Genomic DNA, 11,890 nt, shown 5'->3' with positions numbered 1-11,890 from the left:
TCCTTTTCTCCATTAGAATATAGAACGTAACCCGTCTTGATGAGCCGTCTCAATGCGAAATTGATTTTCTTTTATTCCTGATACAAGCCACGATTGGTTCTCACCTGGAATCACAAATATCATGGACTCCACATCAGGCGTATTATTTTTGTCATAGACGACCTTCATGAGAGAGTCCATCTTTCCTTTTCTCGTCTGTACATCAGAAACAAATGCCTTCACGAGCTCTTGATTCTCCGCTTTATTCAGGAAGGATGGCCACTCATTTTTCGCTTCGCCTGCCTGTTCTAATAGCATTTCAAATTCCTCTGCCTGCAGGCTGATGACAGGTTCAGGGTGATCATTCATCTGTATATTGAAAAAGGCTGTCACTTGCTCCTCTGCCTGCTGATCGCCTTCCAGTTTGCGAATCTGATGTACTTGTTGATCATAAAGCGTATGATGCGCATATACACCCGCCTGTGTTGTGTGAAAAGAGGTGCTGACTTCTTCATCTGTGTCTCCAAATTTAGATGCCTTGATCGTGTGAGAGGCATCATTCATCGCCTGGATGAAATGACGGTATTCTGCTTTATAACGGTATTGTCTGTTTCGAAATTCCAGTACACCTTTTGCAAGCAAAGAGCGGCACGCAATTTCAAATAAAAACCCAAGGCGCTCGTCCTCTACTTCAGGATAATAGGCCTCCTTTAAGGACATGCCTTGTTCAAAATAGCCTTCACTGTAAAAACTAAAGATGAGTTCCTCAATACTTAGACTCAGCTGATCCAACTTGATCTCTCCTTATCCAAAAGAAAATGCACCCTTAAAGAAATCGCCTGCACCCTTTATGAGCGAATCTGCGGTTTCTTTTGTTTTTTCTATCCCTTTATGTATCACCTGATTTGCCTGATCAATGGTATCATTCACTGCTTTCACACCTTGCCCCGCCAGTTCGAATGCTTTTTTCCCTTTATCCACGACTGCATGAATCGGGTCCTTTAATTTCACTGCCATCTGTTCAGCAAAACCGGATGTCAGCTTGGCGACTTTTTCTCCAATAAATCCACCTACTGCTGAACCAATGGCTCCCCCAACAACGGTTCCAATCGGACCTGCAAAGCTGCCAAGAGCACCGCCGACAACGGCACCTGCGACAGAACCGCCAGCGATAAAGACCGTATTGTTCACTGCATTTCCAACAGCCTTTGCATTTTCACGCTTAAGAACTTCTGGCTGATCGCCGAATTCTGCATAGTTCTCGGCAATTTTCAAACCACAGCCAACCGTTTCTGTTGCACCAGTGACAACTGTTGCAATAATGGCATTTCCTTTCGCAAATCTTGCACCATTTTTCAGAACAGACTTAATCGCAGCCGTGTCCTTCCAATTAATACTTCCTTTTGTAAAATCACGAACACTGTTTGTGAACGCAACTGTATCGTCAGGATAAAATTTTGTGAATTTCTTATGGACCAAGTCAGCCATCGGCCAGTTCGATCGTTTTAATAATTCTTTTTTACTCAGCCAAATCCTTGCTAACCGGTCAAATCTCGTTCCTTCTACCCGGCTGGTCAGATCAAGCAGCAGCTTTGAATGCTGCGCTGCATATCGGCCATTCTCTTTAATGAAAGTCGTCATCCCAAGCCCGTAATATTTCGCCTGCATCATCACGATACCAGCTAAGCTCGTGAGTGTACCATATTGATCATAGATACTGTACAATTTCCGCAATATATCATCTGCTTCGACCATTTTATCCGTTGCATGACGAATGGCAATATCATCACTGCTCAATTTGCTGATTAATGCCTGTCCTGCTCCCCATGCATCCCCGACACCAGAAAAACAGCTTCTATACCGAGGATCGCAGCCTAAAATCAGCCCGTCCAGTTCACTATGTAAATCGCGGTGCTTCGTTTCAATGGCTGACAGCTCGCCTACAAAATCATTCGCCAGCCCTGTCAGCTGATCTGGATCAACCACAATGTCACGTGCCATCACATCATCTCCCTTCTCGGTTTCTTTCTCTCCGTTCTTCTCGTCTCTTTCGCTCAAGCTCTTCCATTCTGGCAATTTCAGCTTTACGCTCCTCAATTTTGACCGCTGCATCCCGCAGTTCCTGACTTGTTTCAAGCAAATCTTTTTCAAATTGATCGTAGCGTGCCGTTGTTTCTTCAAAGCTTTGATCAAATTTATCCCTTGCTTCTCCCTGCCAGCCTGATCCTACTGCCTTCAGCCGATTTTCCAGCAGCTGCTTGGACTGCCGAATCTCATCAGCCGCTTCCTGAAACTTTTGAGCGAGTGCCAGCGTTTGACTAGAATCCAACTTTCGCACCCCTTTCTCCCAATTTAACGTACAAATGGATGATTTTATATGTCCTCATTATAAATAAAAAGACACCCAAAAAAATCACCCTAAAGAACCATTCAGCACATTACCTAATGAAAGTAGGCCTTTTTCCTCTCTAATTGCCAGAGAAAGCCTTTCTTGTTATGAAGCGCATTCAAGACGTGATAAAATGGACGTATTCTACAAAAGGAGTGACGTATAGATGAAAGAGGAAATGATTCAGCGTTTCACAAGTTATGTGAAGGTAGATACGCAGTCAGATGCAGAAAAGGAAAGCTGCCCATCTACTGAAGGACAATTGAACCTGGCGAGACAGCTTGTTGAAGAGATGAAATCCATCGGGATTCAAGAAGTGACTATGGATGAAAACGGCTATGTCATGGGAACAATCCCATCTAACACAGACAAAGACGTGCCGACCATTGGCTTCCTGGCTCATATCGACACAGCCACTGACTTCACCGGAAAAAATGTAAAACCGCAGCTTCATGAGAACTATCAAGGCGGCGACATTACCTTAAATGAAGATCTACATATCGTTTTATCACCACAACAGTTTCCAAATTTAAAAAAGTACCAAGGACATACGCTGATTACAACAGATGGCACAACCCTGCTTGGTGCAGATAACAAAGCTGGTATCGCAGAAATTATGACAGCTATGCATTACCTCATCGAACACCCAGAAATCAAGCATGGAAAAATCCGCGTCGCTTTTACGCCAGATGAAGAGATTGGCAGAGGGCCGCACAAGTTTGATGTTGATGCCTTTGGCGCTTCCTATGCGTACACAATTGACGGCGGACCGCTTGGCGAGCTGCAATATGAAAGCTTCAACGCAGCAGGCGCGAAAGTATCCATTAAAGGAAACAACGTCCACCCAGGAACAGCAAAGGACAAAATGGTCAGCGCTGCGAAAATTGGGATGCTCTTTCACAATAAACTTCCTTCTGACGAATCTCCAGAATATACAGAAGGCTACGAAGGCTTTTTCCACCTGACGAAATTTGTAGGGGAAGTAGAAGAGGCTGAGCTGCAATATATTATCCGTGATTTTGATAAAGAGAAATTCAACAATCGCAAGGCACTTTTTGAAAAAATAGCAAATGACTTAAAAGCCACATACGGAGAAAACAGCATCACTCTCAGCATTCAGGATCAATATTATAATATGAGAGAAAAAATTGAGCCGGTGAAACATATTGTGGACATTGCTCATGAAGCCATGGAAAATCGCTCAGTAACACCGGTCATTGAACCAATTCGCGGCGGCACAGACGGCTCCCAGCTTTCATATAAAGGTCTCCCAACGCCAAACATCTTTACTGGCGGGGAAAACTTCCACGGTAAATATGAATTTATTTCCGTTGAAAACATGGTGAAAGCAACCGAGGTTATCGTTGAAATTGCCCGTTTATTTGAAGAAAAAGCATAAACATGTTTACAACCGTTCCTGTTCGGGAACGGTTTTTTAATAAAAGTTTACAATTTTCTGAAACTTTTATGACACTTATTCGTACTAATAGAGACAACCCCAGAAAAAATTCTTCTTGACGAGTGAAATAACTGGAAATATAATAGTTAAAAACAACCAGTATTTTAGACCTAAAATAGCAGATTGAATGAACCTTAAGAACTAAACCAAGTCTGCTGCTTATTTTCAGTTATAAACATCACTCACCCTGTCTACACTTAAAGAATAGGATGAATTGGAGGAATGTCATATGATGATTTTATTGATTATCGCTTCACTTTGCTGCTACTTACTATTCTCTTTCAAAAAAGATAACCGCACCCAAAAAAGAAAAAGCGCAGAGCTTTCGGAGTTTGAAATCTTTCGTATGCGCCGCCACTACAACGGAAAACGCCGTCACCCACTAAACGATGCACCTAAACAAGTATAAATCCAAATAAAAGAGCCTCATGAGGGGGCTCTTTTTGTTGAATAAACAGCAAAAAACGACCACTGAATCTGGTCGTTTTTCTTTTTATTTATATACCTTCGCAGGCACTTGAATCATAGGAATTCCAACATAGTAAGGTGAAATTTCATATGGCTGGAAGACAACAGCAATTCCCTTTTTCGTGAAGTAATACTGCGTGTTGTAGTTGATTTCAATGTCGCTTTTTTTCAGGTTCGCGTAGAATTTGCTTTTATGTTTCTTTGTGTAGTTATAAATATAATCTCTTACTTTCGTACGCTTTTTCTTTGTTTTCACAACGTCTGTCAAGAACAGCTGCTTTGTTTTTTTCTTTGTTAACACATAGTTCATGCTGGAAACCATCGTGTCTCCGTGCATTCCCCCATCATTCATGTAATCATAGTTTAAAATACTTAATTTCTTCCCATTGTTAAATTTCGTTTGAAACGATCTCTCGTACGTGATCTTCCCAAAGCCTTCTTTTTTCGCTTCGTCCTTTAAGTACAAGTAAGTAGAATAAGAAAAAGCGATATCTTCTTTTAAATCACGATTGATGGTTTTCATATGCGTCTTGCTTAGATTTTTCACCTGTGCATATTTGAACGTTTTTTTCTTCTTATAATAGTGTGTGCTTACTTTTGCTTTTTTTGCTTGTTTGGCATCAGCAGATCCAACTGGCGCAAACAAGGAAACAATCAGTGAGAAAATGAGCAGGCTGATCGTTAGGCCTTTTTTCATTGTCATAGTAAAAACCCCCATTTTTGTCTATTACCAAATGAGTATACCATGACAAAAGAACCAAAAGAAGTATTTTTTCCATATTATTCTTCATTTTTCCACATCGGGTTTGTTTACCGTTTTCATAAGTTCCTGTATGCTTAATGTAGAATGCTAGATGAAGTGTGGTGTTTATCATAGAAGAGAATATTTTTAGTCACATTCGGACAACGTTTCATAGTTTGTCCCCAACCCAGAAAAAGATTGCCAATTACATTTTACAAAACCCTCAGAAAGTTGTGCTTCATTCTATAAGTGCACTCGCTGCTGAATGCAGCACAAGTGAAACGACGATCTTTCGGTTTCTAAGAAAAATTGGCTATGAATCGTATCAAGTGTTTCGTGTTCATGTCGCACAGGATATCGCGACCAATACACCTCAATCCATATACGGTGAGATCGAGGCAACCGATAGTGTAGCTGACATTAAACATAAGGTCATAGAGTTAACAACAAACTCTATACAAGATATGAAGCATATTTTAGAAGATCATGCCGTCACACAATTCATTGAACACATGAAACAGGCACATAAAACCGTCTTTTTTGGAGCAGGCGCGTCCAGCTTTATTGCTGGGGATGCTTATCATAAGTTCCTGCAGCTTGGTTTTGAAGTGAGCCTATGCAGTGATCCGCATATGATGAATATGATTGCAACACACGCCACGGAACACGATTTTATCGTCGCAATCTCCCATTCTGGAGAGAGCAGAGAAATTCTTGACGCCGTACAGTTTGCAAAAGAAAAAGGGGCAAAGGTTGCTTCTATCACCAGCTATCCGAAATCTGAGCTCGCAAAGCGGTCTGACTTTCATCTGCTTAGCTCTTCAAGAGAGACAACCTATCGATCAGACTCCATGATCTCCCGTATCAACCAGCTTGTGATCATTGATGTACTATACGTCACCGCTGTTTTAGAGCTAGGATCAAATGCCATTGAAAACGTGAAACGATCTCGATTAGCCGTAGCTAAAAATAAAACATAAACACAAAAGACCGGAGCTGATTCCGGTCTTTTTTTGTGACTTTTTTCATATTTTCCGTTGACACGTTCCTATCACGTCATGTACATTAAATGAACAATAGTTTATTTCCTACTATTAAATTTAAAAGATAGTATATATACTAACACAATGAAAAGAAAGCGCTTTTTGTAAGGGTTTTCTATATAGGAGGCGGACAACGTGACAAAGAAGATTGGATTCATTGGACTAGGTATTATGGGAAAACCTATGGCACTCAATCTATTAAAAGCTGGTCATGCTTTGACAGTTTTTGACCTAAATGAGGAAGCGATTCGATCGTTACAAGAAGCCGGAGCAAAAGGTGCTGTTTCAGCAGCTGAGGCAGCTTCTGAAAGCGATATCATCATCACAATGCTTCCTAAAGGAGAGCATGTAGAGGCAGTCGTTTCAGGTGATCAAGGCATTTTAACGACAGCTGCACCTGGCACTGTCGTCGTAGATATGAGCTCAATTTCTCCTGTCACCTCCAGGGCTTTAGCTGCTCTTGCCAAACAGCATCAGGTGGAATTTATCGATGCACCTGTCAGCGGCGGAGAACCGAAGGCAATAGACGGAACACTTGCCATCATGGCTGGCGGCGAAGAATCCATCTTTGAGCAAGTGAAGGATGTCCTGCTTTCAATGGGCACTGAAGTCGTATTAGTTGGGGCAAATGGCAGCGGGACAACAGCGAAGCTTGCCAATCAAATCATCGTCAACTTAAATATTGCGGCCATGTCCGAGGCGCTCGTTCTAGCTGCTAAATCAGGCATTGCCATTGATAAGATGTATGAAGCCATCCGCGGCGGACTGGCAGGAAGTGCCGTTCTCGATGCAAAAGTTCCTCTCATCTTAGAACGAAATTTTGAACCTGGCGGACGTATCGACATCAACTTGAAGGATTTAACCAATGTCATGGAAACTGCTCACGATATCGGTGTTCCTCTTCCGCTTTCTAGTCAGCTGCTCGAAATCTTCCACGCCCTCAAAGCGGACGGAAAATCCGGGCTTGATCATGGCGGCATCGTTCAATATTACGAAAAAATGGCTCATGTCGAAGTAAAGAAAGGATGAGATGGTCATGAAACAAAGCACTGACATACTGAATGCCATTCCGAAAGCAGATTCAAAGGCCATTCAATCAGCATACGAACAAGCACTGAGCAGCTTTCAGCATAAAGTTATTGTATTAGACGATGATCCAACAGGGATTCAAACCGTACATGGCGTCTCTGTTTTCACCGATTGGTCAGAAGAAAGTATTGAGGCTGGTTTTCTTGAAGACAGCCGCATGTTCTTTATTTTGACCAATTCTCGCAGTATGACAGAGAAAGAAACTGCCGCTGTGCACGAAACAATCGCTGCAACCATTGTAAAGGTGGCTGAACGGCTTAATCAGGACTTCGTCATTGTCAGCCGAGGGGATTCTACTCTTCGCGGACATTTTCCGCTTGAAACTGAAGTACTCAAAACGACCATTGAACAGCAAAGCTCCCGCCAGTTCGATGGTGAAATCCTTCTTCCTTTTTTCCAAGAAGGTGGACGCTTTACGATCGACAATATTCATTACGTACAGGAAGGACAAGAATTAATTCCTGCTGGTGACACAGAATTTGCAAGAGACCGCACATTCGGCTTTCAATTATCTCATCTTGGAGAATGGATTGAAGAAAAGTCAGAAGGAATGTTCACAAAAGAGAACACGACCTACATTTCGTTAGCTGATCTGCGGGCTTTACGCATTGATCAAATCAAACAACAGCTCATGGGTGTGAAGGATTTCAAAAAGGTGGTTGTAAACGCGGTGGATTATGATGATGTCAAAGTCTTTGTCACCGCTCTCATTGAAGCCATTCAAGCAGGACAGCAGCTGATGTTCAGAAGTGCGGCGGCGCTCACAAAAGTACTTGGCGGTATAGGGGATCAAGCCTTATTAACAAGAGATGCCTTGATACAAGAAGAAAGCCCTCATGGTGGTCTCATTATGGTCGGTTCTCATGTGAAAAAAACAACAGAACAATTAAAAGCGCTTGAGCAAAATAAAGAGATGGCTTTTATTGAATTTAATACCCACCTCGTGTTAAAGCCTGATGCCTTTCGCGAAGAAATTGACCGCGTCATTCAGCAAACTGAAACACTGTTGGCAGCTGGTCAATCTGTGGCTGTTTATACAAGAAGAGAACGGCTTGATCTTGGGGATGATCGCCAAGAGGAAGAACTAAAACTCTCTGTACAGATTAGTGATGCTGTGACAAGTATTGTCCAGCGTCTCACCATTCGTCCTAAGTATCTTATTGCCAAAGGTGGAATTACCTCCAGCGATATTGGGACAAGAGGACTTAGCGTGAAACGTGCGACCGTGGCAGGTCAAATCAAACCAGGTATCCCCGTTTGGCAAACAGGAGAAGAAAGTAAATTCCCTTTCATGTCTTATGTGATTTTCCCGGGAAATGTTGGGGCAAAGGATACGTTAAAAGAAGCTGTAGACATACTTGAAGGATAAGGCATAGGGGGTGTTTGCACCCCCTTATGCACCACAAAGGAGGAAAGATCATGTCATTAGTGTTTATTGGACTTGGCGTTTTGTTATTGCTGTTACTCATGGTTGTCTTTAAGTTAAACGCTTTCATTTCTTTGATTATTGTCTCTTTAATTGTTGCTGTGTTAGAAGGGATGACACCACTAGAAGCGATCGCTTCCGTCGAAAAAGGACTTGGCAGTACGCTCGGACATCTGGCACTCGTTCTCGGTTTTGGAGCGATGCTTGGGAAATTGATGGCTGATTCTGGCGGAGCTCAGCGGATCGCGATGACACTTATTGACCGATTTGGTATCGGAAAAATCCAATGGGCGACGATGCTGACTGGGTTTGTGATTGGAATTGCTCTATTTTATGAAACCGGATTCATTATCTTAATTCCATTAGTCTTTACGATCGCTCAGGCTGCAAGACTTCCTGTGCTGTATGTGGGTATGCCGCTCGTCGCTGCACTCATCACCACACATGGCTTCCTCCCTCCTCACCCAGGACCAACTGCCATTGCGAATGTCTTTCAGGCAAACATGGGACAAACTTTATTGGTTGGGATTATTTTAGCGATTCCTGCTGTTTTAGTAGGCGGACTTCTGTTTACGAAACTATTTAAAAAAGATCAGTTGCACGCACATATCCCAAAGAACTTATTTAATCCAAAGGAATTCACAGAAGAAGAAATGCCAAGCTTCGGCATTAGCATTTTCACCGCTGTTTTGCCTGTATTACTTATGACATTTAGAGCTTTTCTAGAAATTTTCTTCCCATCCTCCCCATTGCTGCCAACCGCTGAGTTTTTAGGCGAACCGGCGATTGCACTATTAATCTCAGTGCTGCTTGCCATCTACACGTTTGGGCTTGGAAGAGGAAAGAGCATGCAGGATGTGATGAAGTCCATCACGGATTCTATCGGCTCTATTGCTATGATTCTATTAATTATTGCAGGCGGAGGTGCCTTTAAACAAGTGCTCATTGATAGCGGCGTCGATCAATACATTGCAGGGATCATGCAAGGAAGCACACTTTCTCCCCTGCTTCTGACTTGGCTCATTGCTGCTGTCCTTCGTGTTTCTTTAGGATCAGCCACTGTCGCCGGTCTCACGGCGGCTGGCATTTCTGCACCACTGATTGGCCTGACGGGTGTCAGCCCTGAATTAATGGTGATCGCAACAGGTGCCGGCAGTATTACGTTCTCTCATGTGAATGATGCGGGTTTCTGGATTTATAAAGAATACTTTAACCTATCAATGGCTCAAACCTTTAAAACGTGGACATTGATGGTCACCGTGCTTTCACTTGTCGGACTTGCTGGTGTTCTTGTCGCTGATTTGTTCATGTAGGAAATTAAATTGTAAAAACCATTGACTTTTCCCTGAAAACGTTGAATAATTGTGTTTATTAAGAAAATTGAATCAAAAGGTAACCTTATTAAGAGTGGTGGAGGGACTGGCCCTGTGAAACCCGGCAACCGCTGTTCCTAGGAACAGAATGGTGCTAATTCCTTAAGCAAGCAAATGCTTGTTTGAAGATAAGGCAGAGTTCTCACAGTATATGATGCTCTTCCTTATCTAAGGAAGAGCTTTTTTATTTGATTTTTTAACCTGAAGAAAGAAGGGATTCAGCATGACACAAGTACAAACCATTGGAAAGAAAACAACGAAACCGCCATTCCGCGCAGATCAAGTAGGAAGTTTACTTCGTTCAGAGCGCATCAAGGAAGCACGCAAGCAAAAAGCAGACGGTACGCTGACAGCTGAGCAGCTCCGACAAATTGAAAACGAAGAAATTACACGTATTGTAGAGAAGCAAAAAGAAATTGGGTTAGAGGTTGTCACAGATGGTGAGTTCCGACGTGCATGGTGGCATTTTGACTTTCTTGAAGGACTCGATGGGGTTGAAGGGTTTGAAGCAGATCAAGGCATTCAATTTCATAACACAACGACAAAAGCTAGAGGCATCAAGGTAACAGGCAAGATCGATTTTACAGATCATCCAATGCTGGAGGATTACCGTTTCCTTCACAGCATCGCTGGTGATCATACGGCTAAAATGACGATTCCAAGTCCGAATATGCTCTTTTTCCGTGGAAAGCTTGAAGAAGGAGTGTATGACAGCTTAGAGGAATTCCACCATGATGTGGCACAGGCATATAAGAAAGCAATCCGTGCTTTTTATGATGCAGGCTGCCGCTACTTGCAGCTGGATGATACGGCATGGGCGGTGTTCTTTTCTGAAAAAGGCCATGAACAAATCAAAGCCTTTGGCCGTGAAGAAGATGAACTTCGTGAATCGTTTGCGAAGACAATCAATGAAGCTGTTGCCGACCGCCCAGAGGATTTGGTGATTACGATGCACATTTGCCGCGGTAACTTTAAATCAACTTGGGCAGCTGAAGGTGGTTACGAAGCGGCAGCAGAAACAATTTTTGCCGGCTTAGATCTTGATGGTCTCTTTTTAGAGTTTGACGACGATCGTTCTGGCGGATTTGAGCCCCTTCGATATGTGAAGAACCCAAACCTTCAAATCGTACTAGGCCTTGTCACTTCAAAATACGGAGAGCTTGAGCCAGTTGAACAGATTAAAAAACGCATTGAGGAAGCGGCTCAATATGTGGACATTAACCAAATTTGTTTGAGTCCACAATGCGGATTCGCCTCAACAGAGGAAGGCAACCTGTTAACAGAAGAGCAGCAATGGGAAAAGCTGCGTCATGTGATTGAGATTGCTGATCAAGTGTGGAAATAGGCGGAAACTTACAGAAAAAGCTGACCTTCATAATAAAGAACCGCTTTTTTAAGCGGTTCTTTATTTTTTGTCATCTCAATCAACTTGATATTAAGTTTAATCGTATTACTTCTATAGTTAAGTTTAAGAAGATATTGAACATACGTTATCTTCTTAAAAACCATTTTTATACTCATAAGTTGTCTAACAAGTTAAGTGGATTGATACATTCAAGTCATCTTCCTAGCCAGAATATCTCCTACTGAAAATCCACCCTAATTATTAGAAATTACAATACTGCTTTTTCCATCGTTCCCTCAAGCAAACCTAAAAGTGTGACTATAGTTTATGGGGTCTCGAAGCTTTGGTTTAAATATATCGGTGAAATCAAATGCTAAGGCAACTCTTTTTCATACCAACTCATTGCCCCCTACAGGTGGTACTAAAAATTCGTTAAGGTCACTGCCTCCTCAATGATATTCACTTTATTAGATAGAGAGTATCGATATAAAAACTTGTCAAAAATTTATTGATCTAAATTAAAAAAATAAGAAAAATGTGATATTATGACTTCCGTTAGGGTATTAACTTGAAATTT

The 11,890-nt window shown here is 42.2% G+C and carries 11 protein-coding genes and 1 riboswitch; of the genes, 7 read left to right on the top strand and 4 right to left on the bottom strand.

From position 1 onward, the window contains the following. Positions 1–12: 12 nt before the first annotated feature. Genes EV579_RS10405 through EV579_RS10395 form a run of 3 tightly spaced genes read right to left on the bottom strand, consistent with a single transcriptional unit; the run spans position 13 to position 2,308 of the window. The gene (locus EV579_RS10405) at positions 13–771 is read right to left on the bottom strand and encodes a hypothetical protein (RefSeq protein ID WP_024427530.1); all 759 of its coding nucleotides are present in this window, start codon (positions 769–771) and stop codon (positions 13–15) included. Positions 772–783: 12 nt separating this feature from the next. Continuing rightward, a complete protein-coding gene (locus EV579_RS10400) occupies positions 784–1,980 on the bottom strand; it encodes a DUF6861 domain-containing protein (RefSeq protein WP_024427531.1) in 1,197 nt (398 codons plus the stop codon). Between the two features lie 4 nt (positions 1,981–1,984). Next, on the bottom strand, positions 1,985–2,308 hold the full coding sequence (locus tag EV579_RS10395; RefSeq protein WP_024427532.1) for a WXG100 family type VII secretion target: 324 nt from the start codon (positions 2,306–2,308) through the stop codon (positions 1,985–1,987). Between the two features lie 226 nt (positions 2,309–2,534). Between EV579_RS10395 and pepT the strand changes: the two genes are divergently transcribed. Together pepT and EV579_RS10385 are read left to right on the top strand one after the other, a co-directional pair. Then, positions 2,535–3,767, top strand: coding sequence for a peptidase T (gene pepT, locus EV579_RS10390; protein WP_133744379.1), 1,233 nt, complete (start codon positions 2,535–2,537; stop codon positions 3,765–3,767). A 289-nt stretch (positions 3,768–4,056) separates the two neighbouring features. Continuing rightward, positions 4,057–4,236, top strand: coding sequence for a hypothetical protein (locus EV579_RS10385; RefSeq protein ID WP_008345664.1), 180 nt, complete (start codon positions 4,057–4,059; stop codon positions 4,234–4,236). An 84-nt stretch (positions 4,237–4,320) separates the two neighbouring features. Here EV579_RS10385 and EV579_RS10380 read toward each other — a convergent pair whose 3' ends face one another. Beyond that, positions 4,321–4,998: a DUF3298 and DUF4163 domain-containing protein gene (locus EV579_RS10380; RefSeq protein WP_024427534.1), complete on the bottom strand. Its 678-nt coding sequence runs from the start codon at positions 4,996–4,998 to the stop codon at positions 4,321–4,323. Between the two features lie 161 nt (positions 4,999–5,159). Here EV579_RS10380 and EV579_RS10375 point away from each other — a divergent pair, with 161 nt between their 5' ends. From EV579_RS10375 to EV579_RS10355, 5 genes are all read left to right on the top strand, one after another. Continuing rightward, positions 5,160–6,017, top strand: coding sequence for a MurR/RpiR family transcriptional regulator (locus tag EV579_RS10375; RefSeq protein WP_024427535.1), 858 nt, complete (start codon positions 5,160–5,162; stop codon positions 6,015–6,017). Between the two features lie 198 nt (positions 6,018–6,215). Next, positions 6,216–7,109 carry a 2-hydroxy-3-oxopropionate reductase gene (gene garR, locus EV579_RS10370; protein ID WP_024423916.1) on the top strand — a complete coding sequence of 298 codons (894 nt, stop codon included), beginning with the start codon at positions 6,216–6,218 and terminating at the stop codon, positions 7,107–7,109. Positions 7,110–7,116: 7 nt separating this feature from the next. Further along, the gene (locus EV579_RS10365) at positions 7,117–8,538 is read left to right on the top strand and encodes a four-carbon acid sugar kinase family protein (RefSeq protein ID WP_024423917.1); all 1,422 of its coding nucleotides are present in this window, start codon (positions 7,117–7,119) and stop codon (positions 8,536–8,538) included. A 50-nt stretch (positions 8,539–8,588) separates the two neighbouring features. Next, complete coding sequence (locus tag EV579_RS10360) at positions 8,589–9,908, top strand: gluconate:H+ symporter (RefSeq protein ID WP_024423918.1); 1,320 nt, start codon at positions 8,589–8,591, stop codon at positions 9,906–9,908. Positions 9,909–9,990: 82 nt separating this feature from the next. Continuing rightward, positions 9,991–10,103: riboswitch (SAM riboswitch) on the top strand. Between the two features lie 88 nt (positions 10,104–10,191). Beyond that, positions 10,192–11,313 carry a 5-methyltetrahydropteroyltriglutamate--homocysteine S-methyltransferase gene (locus EV579_RS10355; RefSeq protein ID WP_024423919.1) on the top strand — a complete coding sequence of 374 codons (1,122 nt, stop codon included), beginning with the start codon at positions 10,192–10,194 and terminating at the stop codon, positions 11,311–11,313. Positions 11,314–11,890 lie beyond the last annotated feature (577 nt).

Source organism: Bacillus sp. BK450 (assembly GCF_004364885.1).
Lineage (GTDB): Bacteria > Bacillota > Bacilli > Bacillales > Bacillaceae > Bacillus > Bacillus safensis.
This window is presented reverse-complemented; position numbering and strand designations above follow the sequence as displayed.